This window comes from Devosia beringensis, from assembly GCF_014926585.1.
GTDB lineage: Bacteria > Pseudomonadota > Alphaproteobacteria > Rhizobiales > Devosiaceae > Devosia > Devosia beringensis.
Window position 1 is genome coordinate 729186 of record NZ_CP045422.1, and the last position, 20063, is coordinate 749248.

At 64.0% G+C, this 20063-nt stretch carries 21 protein-coding genes and 2 riboswitches; of the genes, 14 read left to right on the plus strand and 7 right to left on the minus strand.

The window, feature by feature from the left end:
• Positions 1-59 precede the first annotated feature (59 nt).
• Positions 60-1112: an A/G-specific adenine glycosylase gene (gene mutY, locus GDR53_RS03605; protein ID WP_193336739.1), complete on the minus strand. Its 1053-nt coding sequence runs from the start codon at positions 1110-1112 to the stop codon at positions 60-62.
• Positions 1113-1181: 69 nt separating this feature from the next.
• Between mutY and GDR53_RS03610 the strand changes: the two genes are divergently transcribed.
• The 3 genes from GDR53_RS03610 (at position 1182) to smc (ending at position 6162) form a co-directional block, all read left to right on the plus strand.
• Positions 1182-1697, plus strand: coding sequence for a DUF721 domain-containing protein (locus GDR53_RS03610; protein WP_193336740.1), 516 nt, complete (start codon positions 1182-1184; stop codon positions 1695-1697).
• A gap of 88 nt (positions 1698-1785) precedes the next feature.
• Positions 1786-2595 carry a thioredoxin domain-containing protein gene (locus tag GDR53_RS03615; protein ID WP_193336741.1) on the plus strand — a complete coding sequence of 270 codons (810 nt, stop codon included), beginning with the start codon at positions 1786-1788 and terminating at the stop codon, positions 2593-2595.
• 111 nt (positions 2596-2706) lie between these two features.
• Positions 2707-6162, plus strand: coding sequence for a chromosome segregation protein SMC (gene smc, locus GDR53_RS03620; RefSeq protein ID WP_193336742.1), 3456 nt, complete (start codon positions 2707-2709; stop codon positions 6160-6162).
• On the opposite strand, the gene GDR53_RS03625 is transcribed toward smc, so the two are convergent.
• The 3 genes from GDR53_RS03625 to GDR53_RS03635 form a co-directional block, all read right to left on the minus strand.
• On the minus strand, positions 6163-6846 hold the full coding sequence (locus tag GDR53_RS03625; RefSeq protein WP_193336743.1) for a DUF2270 domain-containing protein: 684 nt from the start codon (positions 6844-6846) through the stop codon (positions 6163-6165).
• A gap of 95 nt (positions 6847-6941) precedes the next feature.
• Entirely contained in the window at positions 6942-7085 is a 144-nt protein-coding gene (locus GDR53_RS03630; protein WP_193336744.1) for a lmo0937 family membrane protein, read from the minus strand.
• 322 nt (positions 7086-7407) lie between these two features.
• A complete protein-coding gene (locus tag GDR53_RS03635; RefSeq protein WP_193336745.1) occupies positions 7408-7833 on the minus strand; it encodes a hypothetical protein in 426 nt (141 codons plus the stop codon).
• A 697-nt stretch (positions 7834-8530) separates the two neighbouring features.
• Here GDR53_RS03635 and GDR53_RS03640 point away from each other — a divergent pair.
• The 10 genes from GDR53_RS03640 (at position 8531) to gcvPB (ending at position 17261) form a co-directional block, all read left to right on the plus strand.
• Positions 8531-9181 (plus strand): DUF2161 domain-containing phosphodiesterase, encoded by a 651-nt coding sequence (locus GDR53_RS03640; protein ID WP_193336746.1) that lies wholly within the window; start codon positions 8531-8533, stop codon positions 9179-9181.
• A gap of 560 nt (positions 9182-9741) precedes the next feature.
• Positions 9742-10131: an AtpZ/AtpI family protein gene (locus GDR53_RS03645; RefSeq protein WP_193336747.1), complete on the plus strand. Its 390-nt coding sequence runs from the start codon at positions 9742-9744 to the stop codon at positions 10129-10131.
• Positions 10132-10194: 63 nt separating this feature from the next.
• The gene (locus GDR53_RS03650) at positions 10195-10929 is read left to right on the plus strand and encodes a F0F1 ATP synthase subunit A (RefSeq protein WP_193337946.1); all 735 of its coding nucleotides are present in this window, start codon (positions 10195-10197) and stop codon (positions 10927-10929) included.
• Between the two features lie 66 nt (positions 10930-10995).
• Entirely contained in the window at positions 10996-11223 is a 228-nt protein-coding gene (locus GDR53_RS03655) for a F0F1 ATP synthase subunit C (RefSeq protein WP_108462026.1), read from the plus strand.
• Between the two features lie 99 nt (positions 11224-11322).
• Positions 11323-11952: a F0F1 ATP synthase subunit B gene (locus GDR53_RS03660; protein WP_408639798.1), complete on the plus strand. Its 630-nt coding sequence runs from the start codon at positions 11323-11325 to the stop codon at positions 11950-11952.
• A 6-nt stretch (positions 11953-11958) separates the two neighbouring features.
• Entirely contained in the window at positions 11959-12441 is a 483-nt protein-coding gene (locus GDR53_RS03665; RefSeq protein ID WP_193336749.1) for a F0F1 ATP synthase subunit B family protein, read from the plus strand.
• Positions 12442-12574: 133 nt separating this feature from the next.
• Positions 12575-12663, plus strand: a riboswitch (glycine riboswitch).
• Positions 12664-12764, plus strand: a riboswitch (glycine riboswitch).
• Between the two features lie 57 nt (positions 12765-12821).
• Complete coding sequence (gcvT, locus tag GDR53_RS03670) at positions 12822-13988, plus strand: glycine cleavage system aminomethyltransferase GcvT (protein ID WP_193336750.1); 1167 nt, start codon at positions 12822-12824, stop codon at positions 13986-13988.
• Positions 13989-13998: 10 nt separating this feature from the next.
• Positions 13999-14364 (plus strand): glycine cleavage system protein GcvH, encoded by a 366-nt coding sequence (gene gcvH, locus GDR53_RS03675; RefSeq protein ID WP_193336751.1) that lies wholly within the window; start codon positions 13999-14001, stop codon positions 14362-14364.
• 9 nt (positions 14365-14373) lie between these two features.
• The gene (gene gcvPA / locus GDR53_RS03680) at positions 14374-15717 is read left to right on the plus strand and encodes an aminomethyl-transferring glycine dehydrogenase subunit GcvPA (protein WP_193336752.1); all 1344 of its coding nucleotides are present in this window, start codon (positions 14374-14376) and stop codon (positions 15715-15717) included.
• Positions 15714-17261, plus strand: a complete 1548-nt coding sequence (gene gcvPB, locus GDR53_RS03685) for an aminomethyl-transferring glycine dehydrogenase subunit GcvPB (RefSeq protein WP_193336753.1) — start codon at positions 15714-15716, stop codon at positions 17259-17261. The genes gcvPA and gcvPB overlap by 4 nt, the downstream gene beginning before the upstream one ends.
• A 57-nt stretch (positions 17262-17318) precedes the next feature.
• Here gcvPB and GDR53_RS03690 read toward each other — a convergent pair whose 3' ends face one another.
• The 3 genes from GDR53_RS03690 to GDR53_RS03700 form a co-directional block, all read right to left on the minus strand.
• Positions 17319-17906, minus strand: coding sequence for a hypothetical protein (locus GDR53_RS03690; RefSeq protein WP_193336754.1), 588 nt, complete (start codon positions 17904-17906; stop codon positions 17319-17321).
• A 22-nt stretch (positions 17907-17928) separates the two neighbouring features.
• Positions 17929-18423 carry a peroxiredoxin family protein gene (locus GDR53_RS03695; RefSeq protein ID WP_232846718.1) on the minus strand — a complete coding sequence of 165 codons (495 nt, stop codon included), beginning with the start codon at positions 18421-18423 and terminating at the stop codon, positions 17929-17931.
• Positions 18424-18545: 122 nt separating this feature from the next.
• Positions 18546-19358 carry a protein-disulfide reductase DsbD domain-containing protein gene (locus GDR53_RS03700; RefSeq protein ID WP_193336755.1) on the minus strand — a complete coding sequence of 271 codons (813 nt, stop codon included), beginning with the start codon at positions 19356-19358 and terminating at the stop codon, positions 18546-18548.
• Between the two features lie 128 nt (positions 19359-19486).
• On the opposite strand from GDR53_RS03700, the gene GDR53_RS03705 reads away from it, so the two are divergent.
• Positions 19487-20062: a YqgE/AlgH family protein gene (locus GDR53_RS03705; RefSeq protein WP_193336756.1), complete on the plus strand. Its 576-nt coding sequence runs from the start codon at positions 19487-19489 to the stop codon at positions 20060-20062.
• Position 20063 lies beyond the last annotated feature (1 nt).

The window sequence follows — 20063 nt, forward strand, 5'->3', positions numbered from 1 at the left end:
CCGCCGGTCCCCTCCCCATCCCGTTTCGATAATCACGCGCAAAAAACAGCGCGACGCCCTTACTCCAGACCCGCCTGAGCCAACACTTTCCGGAACAAAGTCGGTAGCGCCTCGCCCTTTAGTGCGGCGGGCTCGGCCCACCAGCCGCCGTCCAGCGTTTCCGGTTTCACCTCGGCCGACCAGACGTCAAGTTCGAGGCGGAAGTGGGTGAAGATGTGGATCACCTGGCCGCGATGGGACCAATCTGCCGCTAGCGGATAGGCGACCTCGGCCAGGTCGGCACCCCAGTCCGAGCCGGGCACTTCGGTCATGCCACCGAGCAGGCCCTTGGCCGGCCGGCTCTGGAGATAGACGTCGCCCTGGGCGTCGCGCATGACGAAGGCATGGCCCTTGCGCACCGGGCGCTCGGCCTTTTCCGGCTTGATCGGATAGATTGTCGGATCGCCCTGTCTGGTGGCGATACACCCGGGCTGGATGGGACACAGCAGGCAGGCGGCAGCGCGGGGGGCGCAGATGGTGGCGCCCAGATCCATCATGGCCTGGGCGAAATCGCCGGCGCGGGCCGGCACCGAGGCCTGCAGCGCCGCGCGCAGCTCGTCCTTGGCCTCGCGCACCGGCACGTCGAGCGCATAGTAGCGCGCCAGCACGCGATCGAGATTGCCGTCGAGTACGGCCACCGGCTCGTCAAAGCAGATGGCGGCAATGGCGGCGCTGGTATAGGCGCCGATGCCCGGCAGGGTCTGCAGCGCTTCGGACGTATTCGGGAACACTCCGTCATGCGCATTGACCACCGCCTGGGCGCAGGCATGTAGGTTCCTGGCGCGGGCATAATAGCCCAGGCCAGCCCATTCCTTGAGTACCGAATCCAGCGGCGCGGCAGCCAGGTCGAAGACCGTGGGCCAGAGGCTGGTGAAGCGGATGAAGTAGCTTTTGACGGTGGCCACCGTCGTCTGCTGCAGCATGACCTCGCTCAGCCAGACCCGATAGGGATCGGGGTGCTTTCCGGCCGCCCGATCCTTAGGCGCGATGCGCCAGGGCAGATCGCGGGCATGGCGATCATACCAGGCGAGCACGGCAGCGGCGTCGATGCGGGCGGGATTGGGGAGATGCATGGCGGGCAGATTTGGAGTAGGACACGCCAACGCGCAAGTCCCTAACCCCACAGTGTCACTGCCCAGCCCATGGCCAAAGACGATCTTCCAGAGCCCAAGCGTCGCAACCGGACCATGAGCGTGGCCGATGTGCTGGCGGGCGCGCTTGATCCGGTGCTGAAAAAGCGCGGCTTTGCCAGCCGGGACATCATCGCCCACTGGTCGGTGATGGCGCCCAAGCCCTATGACACCGTCGCCATTCCCGACAAGCTGAGCTGGCCGCGTGGCGAGCGCAGCGCCGAAGGGGCGACGCTGGTGCTGCGCTGCGTGCCGGGCCATGCGCTGGCCATTTCGCATGAGGGCGACAAGATCGCCGCGGCGATCAACCGCTATTTCGGCTTCGTGCTGGTGGGCTCTGTCCGCCTGTCGCCGGAGGCGTTCACCCCCGGTTCAGGCAAAAAGGTCGAGGCTCCGTTTCAACCCAGCCCGGATGTGCAGGCCAAGGTGGCCGCGCAACTGGCCGAGGTGGACAATGCCGAACTGCGCGAGGCGCTGCGGACCTTGGGCCATGCGCTATCGAGCCGGACGGAGCGCAACAACGGATAGTGCGTTCACCCAGCAGTGATAGTCATGCCCACTTGCTCCCACAATTGTCCCGTGTAGTGTCGCCGAAATCAAAACAGGAGCGTTAGCTGTGAATTTTACCCGTCGTGACACCCTTATGCTGGCCGCTGCCGCATCGGCTCTGAGCCTGTGTGGGGTCGCCACCGCCAATGCTGCTGAAGGCGACATGATCGCCGTCGACAAGCTGATGGCGCCCGCCGGTGACTATGTCGATCACGCCCAGGGCAGCGAAACCGCGCCGGTGACCGTGATCGAATATGCTTCGCCCACCTGCCCGCATTGTGCTGACTTCTCCAACAATGTGCTGCCCGGCTTCATTGCTGCCTATGTCGATACCGGCAAGGTGCGCCTGATCACCCGTCCCTTCGTGCGCAATGTGCTCGATGCCGCCGTGTTCATGCTGGCGGAAGCTGCCGGCCCGACCAATTACCACAATGTGGTCTCGACCTTCTTCAAGACGCAGACCACCTGGGCTGCCTCGGAAGCGCCGCGCGACGCGATCCTCGAAGTGGCCAAGCAGCTGGGCTTTACCCAGGAAACTTTCGATGCTGCATTGACGAATCAGGCCCTGTTTACCGGGATGGAAGCGGTGCGGGATCAGGCACTCAACGAATTCGGCCTTTCGGGAACCCCGACATTCTATGTCAATGGCAAGACGCTTAGTGGCGACAAGACGCTCGAGGAACTGGCGGCCGAAATCGACCCGTTGGTGCCGGCTGACTTTGTCGCGACCACGGGCGCCGCTACCCCGGCTGTTCCCGCTGCTGACACACCCGCTGCCACCACCGTTACCCCGGCTGAGCCGGCCGCGGCGCCCGCTGGCGGCGCAATGGCACCGGCCACACCCGATGCCATGGCTCCGGCTGCCCCTGCGCAGTAAGGCACTCTTCGGTAGCGCCACTTCGGTGGCGCGCCATTCGAGCGTAGCTCTTATGGCCTTCTCACCTCAAATCGCGCCACCGGCGCGATTTGCCCTGTGGGACGGTTCGAAGTGAAATTCTCCCGCCTCAGGCTGCATGGCTTCAAGTCGTTCAGCGACGAAACCACCCTGGTGATGGAGCCGGGCCTGACCGGCATTGTCGGCCCAAATGGCTGCGGCAAGTCCAATCTCGTCGAAGCCATGCGCTGGGTGATGGGCGAAAGCTCGTACAAGGCGATGCGCGCCTCGGGCATGGACGACGTGATCTTTTCCGGCTCGGGCAACCGGCCGGCACGCAATTCGGCCGAAGTCACGCTGGTGCTCGACAATTCCGATCGCACGGCGCCCGCCGCCCTCAACCATGCCGATATTCTCGAAGTCACCCGCCGCATCGAGCGCGAGGCTGGCTCGGTCTATCGTGTCAATGGCAAGGAAGTGCGCGCCCGCGACGTACAATTGCTGTTTGCCGACGCGTCCACGGGCGCCCATTCGCCGGCCATGGTGCGGCAGGGCCAGATCGGCGAACTGATCTCGGCCAAGCCGACCGCCCGCCGGGCCCTGCTCGAAGAGGCCGCCGGGATTTCCGGGCTGCATTCGCGCCGGCACGAGGCCGAACTGCGGCTGCGCGCGGCCGAGACCAATCTCGAACGGGTCGATGACATCATCGCCCAGGTCGACAGCCAGCTCGAAACCCTCAAGCGCCAGGCGCGGCTGGCCACACGCTATCGGGCGCTGAGCGGCGATATCCGCCGCGCCGAGGCGACGCTGTTTCATATCCGCTGGGTCGCCGCCCGCTATGCCGAGCAGGAAACCGCGGCGCAGCAGGCGGTGCTGATCCGCGAACTGGCCGATGCCACCCATCTCGAACTGCAGGCGCAAAAGGCGCTGGAAGCCGCCGATGCCGCGCTGCAGCCGCTGCGCGAGCGCGAGGCGGTAACCGGGGCGGTGCTGCAGCGTTATACGATCCTGGCCGAACAGCTGGCCGAGGAAAACCGCCGCGCCAGCCAGCGCCAGGCCGAACTGGAAGATCGCATCCGCCAGCTGGCGGCCGATGGCGCGCGCGAACGCGAGCTGGTGGCCGAAAGCGAGACCACGCTCGAATTCAACGCGGAGGAACTGGCCCGGCTGCAGGACGAGGGCGAAGAAGCCCAGACCGATTTCGACGTGGCGCGGCAGGCGGCGGATGACGCACGGGCCGCGGTCGACGCGGCGGAAGCCGCGGCGCGCGCCGCTGCAGATGCCCTGGCCGAAGTGCGGGCCCGACGCGACCAGGCCGCGCGCAGCGCTGCCGATGCGGCCGCCCGCACGGCGCGGCTCGGACAGCAGCTGGCCGAGGTCGATGCGGAGGCCCAGACCATTACCGCGAAGCTCGATGCCGACGAGACGCTTAGCCAGAAGCGGCAGGCGCTGTCCTTTGCCCAGGAGCGGACGGCCGAGGCCGAAGCGGCGGCCATCACCGCCGAGGAGGCCAGCGCCACCGCCCAGGCGAAACTGGATGCGGCAAGGCCGCGCCTGGCCGAGATCGATGCCGCGCTCAACCGGCTCGAAGCCGAGGCAGCGACGCTGGGCAAGATGCTCAATGTCGGCGCCAGCCTGTGGCCGGCCATTGTCGACGAACTTAAGGTGGCGCCGGGCTACGAGACCGCTCTGGGCGCTGCGCTCGGAGATGATCTCGAGGCCAGCTCCGATGCCGGGGCGCCGATGCACTGGTCGGTGCCGGTCGATCACAGCGATGATGCCGCCCTGCCCCAGGCGGCCGAACCGCTCAGCCGCTATGTCACGGGCAGCCCGTTGCTCAAGCGCCGGCTCGACCAGATCGGGCTGATCCATGCCGTGGATGGCCCCAGCCTGATGCATGCGCTCAAGCCGGGCCAGCGGCTAGTGACGCTGGAGGGCGCGGTGTGGCGCTGGGATGGCTTCATTGCCGCGGCCGATGCGCCGAGCGCCGCGGCGCAACGGCTGGCGCAGCGCAATCGCCTCGCCGAACTCGATGCCGAAATTGCCCAGATCAAAAGCGAGCGCAATGGCTGGAAGCGCGATGTCGATGGTCTGATCGCGGCGCTCGATGCTGCTCGGCAGGCCGAACGGCAAGAGCGCGAGGCCTGGCGTGCGGCGCAGCACGCCATTGGTGCGGCGCAGACCGAGGTGGACCGGGCGCAGCGCGCCATTGGCGATCTCACCACACGGCAGACCACGCTGGAGGAGGCCCGTACCCGGCTCGGCGCCAGCCTGGCGGAAGTCCAGGCCCAGCATGAGGCGGCCCAGCACGCTTTGGCCGAAGCGGGCACCGAGGACGATGCGGTGCGGCTTGCCGATGAGAAACAGGCCGTGCTGGTGGCGGCGCGTGAGCGGGCCGAGCAGGCGCGGCTCCGGCTGGGCGGGTTTGAAAATGCCGCCCGCCTGCGCGACAGCCGGCTGGCCCAGTTGCAGCGCGACAGCGAGAGCTGGACCCGCCGCCGCAACAGCGCCTTGGCACAGTTGGCCACGCTTGACCAGCGCAGCGCCGAGGTCAGCGCCCAGCTGGCCGCCTCGAGCCAGACCCCGGATGGCTTTGCCGCCCGCCGCGCGCAGCTGGACGATCAGATCGAGACGGCCAAACTTGAGCACCAGGCGGCCGGCGACCGCTTCAACCTGGCCCAGACCGGGCTGCGCGAGGCCGACAAGGCGCTGCGCGCCGCCAGCGAGACCCTCGCCAATGCGCGGATCGAGCTCACCCGCATCGAGGAGCGCGGCAAGGGCTTTATCGTGCAGCGCCAGCAGATCGAGCGGCAGATCGAGGAAACCCTCGATATTCCCGCCTCCAAGACGCTTGAGGCATCGGGCATCCGCCCCGAGGAAGCCCTGCCGGCCGAGGCGGCGACCGAGCAGAAGGTGGACCGGCTCAAGGCCGAGCGCGAGCGGCTGGGCGGGGTCAATCTCTCGGCCGAAAAGGAAGCCAATGAGGTGCAGGCCAGGCTCGACCTCATGGTCAAGGACAAGACCGACCTGATCGAGGCCATTGCCAAGCTGCGCACCGGGATTTCCTCGCTCAACCGGGAGGGCCGCGCCCGGCTCAACGAGGCCTTCATCAAGGTCAATGTGCATTTCCAGGAGCTGTTCACCACCCTGTTCGGCGGCGGCACCGCGGAGCTGACCTTTGTCGAAAGCGATGATCCGCTCGAGGCGGGCCTCGAGATCAGTGCCCGGCCGCCCGGCAAGAAGCCGCAGACCATGACGCTGCTCTCCGGCGGCGAGCAGGCGCTGACCGCCATGAGCCTGATCTTTGCGGTGTTCCTCACCAATCCGGCGCCGATCTGCGTGCTCGACGAGGTCGATGCGCCGCTCGACGACGCCAATGTCGAGCGCTTCTGCAACCTGCTCGATTCCATGCGCCAGCGCACCAATACGCGATTTATGGTCATCACCCACAATCCGATCACCATGAGCCGGGTCGACCGCCTGTTCGGCGTCACCATGGCCGAACGCGGCGTCAGCCAGCTGGTCTCGGTGGACCTGACGACGGCAGCGACGTTCCTCGAGGCTGGCTGATCACACATGCACCTCGTCGCCGCCCCGGTCCTTGCCCTTGAGGCAGGCGATGGCCAGACCCAGGTAAAAGCCCGCAACAAGCGTGAGCACCATCCAGCCGGGCACGGGGCCGACCGCCGCATGGCCGACAAGCGTGGCCACGGGGCGCGCGGCGTCCAGAGAGGCGCCGGCCTGCAGGTCGGGTGAGGCGATCTTGACGATCCAGGCGCAGAGCAGGATGGCGAACATCCACACATAGTTGCGGCGCAGACGACGCCTGAGGGCCAGGGCCAGGGTGATCCGGAACTTGGGGTGGCGCAGGTCCTGCGCCAGCATCTTGAGCCAGGGTTCGGGCCCACCCTGCGGGTCCGCCTCGAAGAACTGGCCGAAATAGTGCCGCTCGAACTGCCGGATCCGCATCCGGTAAACGTCGCAATACCGATAGCGCCGCGCTTCGACAAACAGCATCAGCAGGATGATGACCATGGCGAAGAGGGTCAGGCCATGATGCGCATTGGCATTGGAGAGCGACACGGAAAGCAGCGCCGCCACGACGGTGATGGCCCAGTTGCTGGTCAGGTCGAGCCGGGAGCGCCACGCATTCATCCGGGTCATTTCGGCCCGGTAATAGTGGATCATCAGGTTGGTCGCCTCGACCGAGTTGGTCGGCAGCGTGGGAGTCACGATGGGGAGTGTGTCAGGCATTGCCGGTCCAATCAGTGGCGAAAAGCCCTGATCAACGTCGGGAATGGTGTTGGGTTCACCCGATCAGAGGCTGACGGTGCGTCTGCCGGCAGTCATCAAGATTTCCGACCGGCAAACATCTTGAACAGGACCATGATCAAGGCGATCACCAGCAGAAGGTGGATCAGCGCACCCGCCACCTTGAAAGCCAGCCCTACAGCCCAGAGGATGAGCAGGATGATCGCAAGTGTCCAAAGCATGGGTAGTCTCCGTCCTGTTGCTCATCGGATGCATTGCTAATGTCTAACAGAGCAGGATGTTCCGAAAAATGCCAATGGGATTGAGGCGAGGCTAGCAGCCGAGGGGGAATGGGCTGGTTTCGACCCCATTTTGGACATTGACGACCGAAGTGCAGACGCCTGAAAACTGCCAATCCCAAGAGGCATCAGTTCTGTCCGATATGACATGGGCAGCCGTCTGCCTTTCCAAGGGCTAGTGCAGTGCCCTATCGGGCAACGAGAACGGCTTTAATGTCGGGCCAGCGGAGCGTCGTCGTCGGTCAAAATCTAATAAAAGTAACATCTACGAAGCAATCCAATTGCCATTCTTATCTTTCCACACCATCGGGGCAATCTCATAGAAGTATAAATTTAGCTCTTCGTCATCAAAGTGACGGGCGGAATTGGGCCAATGTTTCCGCAAATACGCCAAAATATCTTCGCTTGAAGCGATACAATGTGTCTCGATTTGTTTTGCTTGCCTTGTTGGCGGATCACGGTGCGCTACAAAGTATACATCCAATTCAGGATTGATAAACCGAATTATTCCATCGTCGATCAACCGCCCGACCAGGTATAAGAAAGCTTCCTTTAACTGGACAAAATCGTCGACACCGTCGTACCTGCGCCATAGACAATTTGACCAGAGACCGAAGCAATCTGCAGCAACAGCATCATATGCGGAATCTACCGATTTTCTTGTCTTCTCGCTCAGCCTATTACTGCTCAAGTTGAAGCCTCCGGCAAACCAGCGCAGTTAAATATCCGTTGCGACCGGTTTATTCTTAATCACAATTGAATGGCTTCTTTCGTCACCGCTAACATCAACAGCCGCCAGTCCGCAAGCCACCCCGAACAAGCTGGTCTGATGCCGACCCCATTTCGGCCGTTTGCGGTCAGACCGAAAGGCACCTAAAGCAGCCGCTCGTCCGCTAAGTCCGATTGCGACGCGGTCGCCGCATGATCATCGACGCTTTAATGCCAGCAACGAGAACAAAAAACAGGGTAGCCACCGCGACGATCCCGGTGATTGGTCCAATTCCAATATCGTGTCCAGACGGGCACGCGTCGGCGCAATTCAGAGTTGACCAAAAGTCAATCCAGAGCCCCATGAGGCATACGGTGCCGGGCAAGAGCACTAATAAAAACAGGGGCCAGTTCCGAGCCGACAGCAGAAAGCCTGATCCTACAACGACGGCAGATGCCAAAAAATAGATGTTTTCCACTTGGCCACCACTCTGGCATTGACGGGCAAAGCTTAGCTGAGAAGAGCCCGACCTCACAGCGGGATGTTACGGGGGCGGCAGCTTACGCTGGTGTGTGAGCCAACAGCGCCAGTCCGCTTTCCACCCCATCGTTTCCATACAGCGTGGCCTCACGGACTCAGTTACATCCAAGGCGTGAGCAACTCGATCTGAAGTGACCATGTGGCCGAAACTGACCTTTACCTTCCCCTGAAGGCCTTTCTGGAAAACGCTGGGTATGCCGTCAAAGGCGAGATCATCGATTGTGACCTGGTTGGCGTAAAAGACGGCGACCTGCCGGTGGTCATCGTCTGCGAAATGAAGCTGAGCTTCAATCTCGAACTGGTCATGCAGGGCGTCAAGCGGGCCGCGTTTTGCGATGAGGTATGGCTGGCGGCCCGAGCCTCCAAGACCGCGCGGGGGCGAGAGCATGATGCGCGTTTCCGCAATCTGTGTCGGCGGCTTGGCTTCGGGGTGATGGCCGTTTCGGACGCCGGCGATGTGTCTGTCATCGTCACTCCCTTTGCAGCCATGCCGCGCCGTGACGCCAAAAAACGGTCTCGCCTGCTCGACGAGCACAGACGCAGGGTGGGCGATCCGCAGAAGGGTGGCGGGCGTGGCAAGCCCGTGATGACCGCCTATCGACAGGATTGCATTTTGTGCGCCACCGCCTTGCTGAGCGGGCCACAGAGTCCAAAACAGCTCAAGGCACTGGTCGCCAGAGCGCCGGCAATATTGAGCCGCAATGTCTATGGTTGGTTCGTGCGGGAAAGCAGAGGCATCTACGGCTTGACCGAGTTGGGGAGAGCCGCCGTGTCGTCGCCACAGGACTGATAGGGTCAGCATCCGTCCGGGTGCGGCCCGGAAGCGCCACTTCGATCCTGCCTGATTTATCCCCGCCGCCAAAACCGCGCGCATAATCGCCCCATCACCCCACGCGGCGGCCTGCAGGCGAACAGTGGTGGGGTGGGCCGGGTGGAGGTTTTGCCTCTTCCACAGGTTCCGAGACGGCCGTGCGAGGACGAGCGATCCCGTGCCGCCGAACAGTTCCAAAAACCGGCACCCCGAGGCGGTTATCGTCTCACTTCTAAAACTACTCAGAGGCGAAAGCCGTCTCGGGGTCCGTCCATCACTTTCAGCACCCGGTTGGCGCCGTGTGGCGCTTCGGCATGCCCGGATGATGGCGAGAATCCCCCTGCCCCCGCCCTGACTCCACCATGATGGCGGGTGGACAGCATGCCGCACCCCGGCGACACCGCGTTTTATGACGCTATAACAATGGGTTACGGTGGGTAAGGTTATCTTGACACTCTCGGACCCCACTACTATGTTGCGCGCGACTAAAAAGGGCGTCCCGAAAAGAACGGGGCAAAGGCCGACCGAGGAGCGAGCGGATGGCAAAACCGCAAGATACCAAAGGTCGGTCCGACAACGCCCAGGGGGTGACGCACGATCTCGCATCGCGCATCGCCTCTGCCAAGCGGGACCGCGATATCGAGGACAACAGAGCCTCGAGAGAAGCTTCCCCGGAGATGAGTGGTATGGCGCGCGGCATGCGCATCGGTACCGAGTTCATCGCCGCGATCCTGGTGGGTGCCGTTATCGGCTACCTCATCGACCTTGGCCTGGGGACCAGCCCCTGGGGCTTGCTCATCATGCTACTGGTGGGCTTTGCTGCTGGAATACTCAATGTCACCCGCGTGGTGGCGCAAATGAATGCCGCTTCGCCTCCCCCGCCGGGGTCCGATCTCGGGCCAGACGTGGAAGACGAGACAGACAAATGATGACGCTTAGAGGGCTCTATCTTGGCCGGTACTGATCCGATCCACCAATTCGTCATCCAGGACATGTTCCCGCTGTTCACCCTGGGCGGTGACGGCACCGAAGGCAGCGGGATGAGCTTTGCCTTCACCAATTCGTCCCTGTTCATGGTCGCCACGGTGGCCATTATCGGGCTCTACCTGATCCTGTCGACGGGATCGAAGAGCGTGATCCCGGGCCGGGCGCAACTGCTGAGCGAACTGGTCTATGGCTTTGTCGCCAATATGGTGCGAAGTGCCGCCGGCACGGCCGGCATGACCTTCTTCCCGCTGGTGTTCAGCCTGTTCACCTTCATCTTCGTGGCCAATATGCTGGGCATGGTGCCGTATTTCTTCACCGTCACCAGCCACATCATCGTTACCTTCGCGCTGTCGATGCTGGTCTTCCTGACCGTTGTGATCTACGGCTTTGCCAAGAACGGCCCGAAATTCCTCAAGCTGTTCGTGCCCGCCGGCGTGCCCGGCTATATCCTTCCCATCGTGGCGCCTATCGAGTTCATCTCGTTCATGAGCCGCCCGATCTCGCTTTCCGTGCGTCTGTTCGGCAATATCCTGGCCGGTCACATCACGCTCAAAGTCTTCACCGGCTTCATCGTCACCATGGGCAGTCTGGGTTTCCTGGGCATCCTTGGTTCGGCGCTGCCGCTGATCATGGCCGTCGCGCTGACCGGTCTCGAATTTCTCGTCGGTGCGGTTCAGGCCTATGTCTTCGCGGTCCTGACCTGCATGTATCTCAACGACGCGATCCACCCATCTCACTAACTACCAGTCACGGCGGGCTGTTCCGCCAGAACCCCCGCTTAAAAGTCGCTTGAAAGGACTAATATTATGGAAGCTGAAGCCGCAAAGTACATCGGTGCCGGTATTGCTTGTTTCGGTATGGCTGGTGCCGCCATTGGCGTGGCCAACATTTTCGGCAACTTCCTGTCGGGCGCCCTGCGCAACCCGTCGGCAGCACCGAGCCAGTTCTCGAACCTGATCTTCGGCTTCGCCGTGACCGAAGCCCTGGGCATCTTCTCGTTCCTGGTCGCCCTGATCCTGCTGTTTGTGGTCTAAGACCCAACGCAGCGACCCAATCTTCCGCAGCCGGGCTCGGTCCGGCTGCGTGCTCTTTTCCGGCCTCGCGCCGGCTGACCGGATTTAACGGGACCTGACCTGATGGCAACGCAAGCCTACGCCCAAGAAGCGGTTGTACCGGCCGAAGAACCCGTCGCGGCGCCTGCCGTTGACGCAATTCACGCCGATCCCACTGCCGATACCCATGCCACGACCGAAGCCCATGGCGGCGAGCATGATACTGGCGTGTTCCCGCCGTTCGACCCCGCAACATTTCCATCGCAGCTGCTGTGGCTCGCCATTACCTTTGGCGCCCTGTACCTGGTGATGAGCCGGATTGCCCTGCCCCGCATTGGCGGCATCCTGGAAAACCGCAAATCCATCATCGATGCCGATCTGGCCGCTGCCGACGCCTCGCGTCAGAAGACCGATGCCGCCATCGCTGCCTATGAAGCCGCGCTGGCAGCCGCCAAGGCCAAGGCCCAGGGCATTGCCAATGAGAGCCGCGAGGCCATCCAGGCCGATCTGGCTGCCAAGCGCAGCGCCGTCGAGGCCGACCTGACCGCCAAGGTCAGCGCCGCCGAGGCCCGCATCATGACGACCAAGACCGAAGCGTTGACCCATGTCGACGAGATCGCCACCGAAACCGCCCAGACTGTCGTGAGCCAGCTGGTCGGCGACGTGTCGGCCGACAGCGTGCGCGCTGCGGTCGCCAAGGCCAAGGAGTAAGCGAGCATGGAATTCGACAACACTTTCTATGCCGCCGTAGCCCTGGTCATCTTCCTCGGCCTGGCGATGTATTTCGGCATCCACACGATCATCGCCAAGATGCTCGATGCGCAGATCAAGAAGATCGCCGACGACCTGGCCGAAGCCAAGAAGCTGCGCGAAGAAGCCGCCGCCCTGCTGGTCGAATATGAGCAGAAGCGCGTTGCCGCCGAGAGCGAAGCCGAGGGCATCATCGCTGCCGCCAAGGAAGAGGCCACCCGCCTCACCGCCGAGGCGCAGACCTCGCTGGCCGAGCTGATCACTCGCCGCACCAAGTCGGTGGAAGACAAGATCGCCCAGGCCGAATCGCAGGCCGTCGCCGAAGTGCGCGCCCGCTCGGCCGATATCGCCATCGAAGCGGCACGGCTGGTGCTGACCGACGAAATGAACCGCAAGGGCGGCCAAGTCGTCGACAAGGCCATCGCCGATGTGGGCAACCGCCTGAACTAGGCGTCGCGCCGATTTAAGATTTGAGGGCGGGCATTTATGCCCGCCCTTTTCGTTTGGGTTAAGCTCGTCCAGCACAAATCAATGTGGCCATGCACGCGGCGCAATTGACGCCCCCCGCTTTCTCCACCATGGTGCCGCCACTGCGGGAGAGACTGGTTTTTCTCCAGCGCCGAAGGAGCAACCGCCCCGGAAACTCTCAGGCAAAAGGACCGCAGCAGGCTACAACTCTGGAAAGCGGACCGCCCGATGGGCTGGGTCCCACCGAAGGAGCAACCGGCGCTCAGCCGGGAAATCTCTCAGGTGATCAGGACAGAGGGGGCACGGGATTCGCCGCAAGGTGAGTATAGTCGTGTCACCGTGTTCATTTCCGGGAAGTGTTGATGGCCCAGAGCCCCGCCGAAACTCTCAAGACAACGCCGCTGATCGCGCGCCATATCGCTGCCGGCGGCCGCATGGTCCCTTTTGGCGGCTACAATCTGCCAGTCCAGTACCCCAGCGGCATCATGGCCGAGCACAAGTGGACGCGCGAGCATGCGGGCCTCTTCGATGTCAGCCATATGGGCCCGAGCTTTCTCGTGCTCAACAATCCGAGCGGCGATGCCGAAGCTGACCATGCCGCCGTCGCGGCGCTCATCGAGCCGCTGATCTGCGGCGACATTGCCGGCCTCAAGCCCGGCCAGATCCGCTACACCATGCTGCTCAACGAGACGGGCGGCGTCATCGACGACCTTATGGTGGCGCGCTCGCCCAAAATGCCCGGCTCGCTCTATGTCGTGGTCAATGCCGGCACCAAGGACAATGACTTCGCGCTGATTGCTGCCGCGGCCGGCGACACGGCCAAGCTGACCCGCGCCGATAATGGCGCGCTGCTGGCACTGCAGGGCCCTGAAGCCGTCCTGGCCATCGCCGCTTTGGCGCCGGGTGCTGCAGAACTTGGCTTCATGAACTATGCCCCCTTTGAGTGGCAGGGCACGACCCTGGTCATCGGCCGCTGTGGCTATACCGGCGAGGATGGCTTTGAAATCCTCTGCGACGCCAACATGGCCGAAGCGGTCTGGGATGCGCTGGTCGCCGACGAGCGCGTCAGGCCGATCGGTCTGGGCGCCCGCGACAGCCTGCGCCTCGAGGCCGGCCTGCCGCTTTACGGCCATGACCTCAACGAAACCGTTTCACCCGTCGAAGCCGATCTGGGCTTTGCCCTCTCCAAGCGCCGCCGCGAGGCTGCCGATTTCCCCGGCGCCGCCCGGATCCTGGCCGAACGCGATGGCGCACCCAGCCGGATACGCGTCGGGCTGATCGTCGAGGGCGCTCCGGCCCGCGAGGGTGCCGAGATCCTCGATGCATCCGGCGCGGCCGTTGGCGTGGTCACCAGCGGTGGCTTTGCGCCCACGCTGGGCAGGGCAATAGCCCTGGGTTTCGTGCCGCCAGCGCATGCCGCCGTCGGCAGCAGCCTGCAGGTGAGCGTGCGCGGCCGGGCCCAGACCGCCGCAGTCGTCGAGACGCCTTTCGTGCCCCACACCTATTTCCGCAAGCCCAAAGCCAGTTGAGAGATCAGCCATGACCACCAAGTTCACCCCTGACCACGAATATATCCGCGTCGAGGGATCGACCGGCATTGTCGGCATCACCCCCTATGCCCAGGAAGCCCTGGGCGACATCGTCTTTGTCGAGCTGCCAGCCGTCGGCAAGGTGCTCAAGAAGGGCGACGAGGCCGCCGTCGTTGAATCGGTCAAGGCCGCTTCGGAAATCTACGCGCCGGTGTCCGGTACGGTCACCGAGGTCAACGAGACCCTCAGCGGCGAACCCGGCCTGATCAATGCCGATCCCGAGGCCAAGGGCTGGATCTACAAGATCGCCATCGCCGATGCCGGCGAGCTCGACGGTCTGCTCGATTCCGACGCCTATGCCGAACTGACCCTTTAAGAGTACCCCATGCGCTATCTCCCCCATTCCGATCACGAACGCGCCGAAATGCTGGGCGTCATCGGCGCGACCCATATCGACGAGTTGTTCAGCGCCGTCCCTTCGAGCGCTCTGAACAGTTTCGATCTGGGCCTGCCCGCCCATAGCCCGGAATTCCTCGTCGAAGCGCATATGAAGGCGCTGGCGGGCCAGAACCATGCGGGCGCCGACGGCCCGTTCTTTGTCGGCGCCGGCGCCTATCGCCACCATGTGCCGGCCACGGTGGACCACCTGATCCAGCGCTCGGAATTTCTGACCGCCTATACGCCTTACCAGCCGGAAATCTCGCAGGGCACGCTGCAGATGCTGTTCGAGTTCCAGACCCAGGTGGCCAAGCTCACCGGCATGGATGTGGCCAATGCGTCGCTCTATGACGGGTCCACCGGCACTGCCGAGGCCGTGCTGATGGCGCGGCGGCTGACCAAGCGCAACAAGATCGTGCTGTCGGGCGGGCTGCACCCGCATTACCGCGACGTGGTGAAGGCCTATCTCAAGGACGATGCCGATCTCGAATGTCTCTCGGCTTCACCGGAAGGCCAGGGCGACATTCTCGACCATATCGACGAGCAGACCGCCGCCATCGTGGTGCAGACGCCGGACTTCTACGGCCATCTGCGCAATATCAAGAAGGCCGCTGACGCCGCCCATGCCAAGGGCGCGCTGCTGATCGTGGTGATTACCGAGGTCGTCTCGCTTGGCCTGCTCGAAGCCCCCGGCGCCCTGGGCGCCGATATCGTGGTGGCCGAGGGCCAGTCGATCGGCAATGCACTCAACTTTGGCGGCCCCTATCTGGGCCTCCTCGCCACGCGCAAGGAATTCATCCGGCAGATGCCTGGCCGCATCTGCGGCGAGACGGTGGATGCCGAGGGCCAGCGCGGCTTCGTGCTGACGCTGTCGACCCGCGAGCAGCATATCCGCCGCGAGAAGGCGACCAGCAATATCTGCACCAATTCGGGGCTCTGTGCGCTGGCCTTCTCGATCCATATGGCGCTGCTGGGCGAAGCTGGCTTCACCCGGCTGGCCCGGCTCAACCACGCCAATGCCTGCAAGCTGGCCGATGCGCTGGCAGCGGTGCCCGGCGTCGAGGTGCTCAACAAGACCTTCTTCAACGAGATGACCATCCGTACCAGCAAGCCGGCTGCGGCACTGATCGAAGCCTTGGCCAAACGCGGCATTCTGGGCGGTGTCCCGGTCAGCCGGCTGGAGCCGACCGATGCCAGCGTCAACAACCTGATCGTGCTGGCGGCCACCGAACTGACGACCGAGACTGACATCGCCGCGCTCTGCGCCGCCCTGACGGAGGAACTGGCATGAGCATGAACAATCAAGGCCGCCCTACCGGCACCGGCACTTCGGGCTTTGCCTCCACCTCGGGCTCGTCGCTGCTGCCCAATGAACCGCTGCTGTTCGAGATCGGCGATACCGAGCATTCCGGTGTCGACCTGCCGGATGCAGAGATCAGCAATGACCGCCTGGGTGGCTTCGAGCGCAAGATGCCGCTCGATCTGGCCGGTCTGACCGAGCCGGAGGCGATGCGCCACTATGTGCGCCTCAGCCGCCTCAACCACTCGATCGATTCCGGCATGTATCCGCTGGGCTCGTGCACGATGAAGCACAATCCGCGCCTCAACGAGAAGATGGCCCGCCTGCCCGGCTTTGCCGATATCCACCCGCTGCAGCCGGTCTCGACCGTGCAGGGCGCGCTCAAGCTGATGAACGAGCTCAGCCACTGGCTGATGACGCTGACCAATACCTCGGCCGTGGCGCTCACGCCCAAGGCCGGTGCACATGGCGAGCTGCTGGGCATGATGGCGATCAAGGCGGCGCAGGAAGCCGCCGGTCAGGCGCACCGGACCATCGTGCTGGTGCCCGAAAGCGCGCATGGCACCAATCCGGCGACGGCAGCGTTCCTGGGCTATTCGGTCAAGTCGATCCCGGCCCGCGCCGATGGCACGGTCGACGTGCAGGCGGTCAAGGATGCGCTGTCGCCTGAAGTCGCGGCGATCATGCTGACCAATCCCAATACCTGCGGGCTCTTTGAACCTCAGGTCATCGAGATCGCCAAAGCCGTGCATGATGCCGGGGCCTTCTTCTATTGCGATGGCGCCAATTTCAACGCCATCATGGGCGTGGTGCGGCCGGGCGATCTGGGCATCGACGCCATGCACATCAACCTGCACAAGACCTTCTCGACGCCGCATGGCGGCGGCGGGCCGGGCGCCGGTCCCGTAGTGCTGTCGGCAGCGCTGGCGCCATTTGCGCCCGTGCCCTTCGTCCGCAAAGGCGCGGACGGGCTGGAACTGGTCGAGCATAACGAGGGCGAGGCGCTGGGGCGCATCACCGCCTTCCAGGGCCAGATGGGCATGTATGTCCGCGCCCTGACCTATATGCTCAGCCATGGCGGCGACGGGCTGGCCCAGGCGGCGCAGGATGCCGTGCTCAACGCCAACTATATCAAGGCGCGGCTGGGCCATGTGTTCTCGGTGCCGTTCCCCGATTACCCGACCATGCATGAGGCGCTGTTCGATGACAGCTTCCTTGCCGGCACCGGCGTCACCACGCTCGATTTCGCCAAGGCGCTGATCGACGAGGGCTTCCACCCGATGACCATGTATTTCCCGCTGGTGGTGCATGGGGCCATGCTGATCGAGCCGACCGAGAGCGAGAGCAAGCAGACGCTGGACCGCTTCTGCGACGTGATGGAAGAGCTGGCGCTGGACGCCAAGGCGGGCAATGCCACGCGCTTTACCGCTGCGCCGCTGTATGCCCCGCGCCGCCGTCTCGACGAGACACGGGCGGCCCGCTCGCCAATCCTGAAATGGGAACGGCCGGTCGAAACGCTGAAGGCCGCGGAATAAAGCAAAGGGCCCGTAGAGCGATCCACGGGCCCTTGTTCAAACTAAAATGGCGCCGCGTTAGTTGCGGGTGTCGAAGCCGACCCAGATGACGATGTCCTCGCCGCCCAGATAGGGGATGGCGACATTGTCGACGACCTGGACGAACTCGGCCGAACGGGCCGGTGCCACGACCGGCACGGCCACGGTGTATTTTTCGGAATAGACGGCCTGGCCGTCACGCTCGACGGCAAAGCGGATCGGGGCATTGACCGAGCTCTGATTGCCTTGGGGGCCGAGCAGCACCCGCCCGGTGACGCCCATATTGACGGTGATCAGCCCGTTGGAGACCACGCAATTGCGCGTCGTTTCGTCGATCACGCCCTGATATTGCAGCGCGCGGGCATCGCCCGTCTTGCCGCTACCGTAGTAGAACATGGCTTCGCTGCCCGGACGCACGCGGATCGGCGGGCACTGGGTGGCAATGGCCGGCAGAGCATTGGTCTGGGCCGCGGCGACCGCGGCGGGGGTCGGGGTGGCGTTCTGCAGGGTCTGGGTCTGGGTGGCATTACCGCCGCCAAACATGCCGCCCATCGAGCAGCCGGCCAGAACGGTCGCGGCAGCGGCGGCGGCAGACAAACGCAGGGCCAGGGGCGTGAAAAGGGTCATCGGCAAGTCTCCTGACGCAATACTAGCTGTTGGCGGCTTCAAGGGCCATCAGAATAGCGGGTGCCCCGCTGGCACCGACGCCAGGACCATCCTCGACAAACACATCCTGCACCACGCCATCGCGGATCAGCACGGCAGAGCGCGCAAAGCGCGGCCCCATGCCGGCGACCGTCAGGTCGAGCTGCAGGCCGAAGGCCTTGGCCATGGCGCCATTGCCATCGGCGAGGAAATCGATGTGACCCAGGGCGCCGGTATTCTCGGCCCAGGCCTTCATGACGTGGTGATCGTTGACCGAGGCGCAGACGATGCGCGTGACGCCGGCAGTCCTGAGTTTGGCCTCATTGGCCAGAAAGCCGGGCAAATGGTTGACATGGCAGGTGGGGGTGAAGGCGCCCGGCACGGTGAACAGCACGACCAGCCCCTGCCCCAGCACGTCGGTCGTGGTGGTGTCGGCAATGCCGTCGGCGTTGACGAGCTTGGTGGGGACGGACGGAAGTGCACTGCCGCGTTCAATCATAATTCGATAGCCCCGTGGATTGGGCCGCCCGCAGGCAGCGCTTCGCCTTGCTCAACATGTGTCCGGAATATGCGGCTTTGCTTCCGCAGACAAGGCCCTGCCGGCCTTTCCCCGTGCACTCTCTAGTCGGTTGGCGTTACCGTGACGGCGCGGTCGATTTCAAAGGCGCCGTGGTCCGTCATGAAGGTGAGTTCAACCGGCTGGTCCGCCAGATCGGTCTCGTCGACCTGCCCCAGAACCGGGATGAGTACTAGGTTTGGTTCCGGGCTTTTTTGCGGCGCGCCAAACAGGGGCAGCCCGCTGGCTGTGGCGGCAATCAGCGAGGTCGGATCGAGGGCGGGATCGCTGAGCGGTACCTCGAGCATGCCGGAGGCGGCGTCGTAGACGACTGTGCCAATGGGCGTGGTTGAATGATCCCAGTCGATGGGTGTGAGTGCCACGGCCTGGCGCAGGCGCAGGCCATTGGCGCGGTCGGGCGTGGCTTCTGCCAAGGCCAGGGAGAACCGCACCTGGGCCGGCACGCAGATGTCCGAACAGATGCCCAGCACCGCCGTCATGTCGGCATGCGGGGCATGGGGCGACACCGTCACCGCGATGGGCAAGACGGTGGGCCCATAATAGACGTAGTCGGCATAGCCATTGGTGGTGTCGAGCGTGGGATAGGGCCAGAGGATCTCGTGTGCGGTGACGGCCGACGCGCCGCCGAAATCGAGTTCGGTGGGCAGCCCGGTTTCGCCGGGCACGCGCCAATAGGTCTTGGTGCCGGCCGGCATGTCGATCTCAAGGCCGAGCAGCGTCGTGCCGTCGGGCTTGACCTCGCCGGTACTGATCAGCCGCAGCTTGACGCCAGGGGCCACCTCCTGCCACGGCGTTTCGCCCGCAAAGGCGGATTGGGTGAACAGCACTAGGGCAAGGACGAGCAAAATGGGACGCATGGCACTGCCAATAGCGCAGGAGAAGGTGAAGAAACAGCTGCGCAGCCATCATGCCTTCGTGAAGGCGACCTCGCGCCATCAGCCAATGAGGAACTTGGCAGCGGCGGCACAAGTGCTAGACTGCCCCCATGAACACGCTCGAAGGACAATTCCTGGTCGCCATGCCCGACATGGATGATGAACGCTTCGCCGAAAGCGTCATCCTGGTGGTTGGCCATGGCGGCGAAGGCGCGGTGGGTCTTGTGGTCAACCATGAGCTCGAAGAATTGCGCTTTGCCGACATTATCGACGAGCTCGACCTGGGCGATCCTGACAGCGTCATTCGCCTGCCCGACGAAATCCGGCAGCGTGCCGTGATGCGCGGCGGACCGGTCGAGCGGGGCCGCGGCTTCGTGCTGCATTCGCAGGACTATCACAGCGGCAACAGCTATCGCGTGGCCGAAGGCACCAGCCTGACGGCAACGCTGGACGTGCTCAAGGCCATGGCTTTCGGTCCGGCCCCCAAGGCGTCCCTGTTCGCGCTGGGCTGCTGCGGCTGGGGCGCCGGCCAGCTGGAAGACGAGATCGCCCGCAATGGCTGGCTCACCGCACCCTTCTCGCGCACGCTGGTATTCGATACGCCGGTCAAGGACCGCTATGCGGCGGCCCTGGCCAGCCTGCATATCACACGGGCCACGCTCAGCCCGGATGCCGGGCACGCCTAGC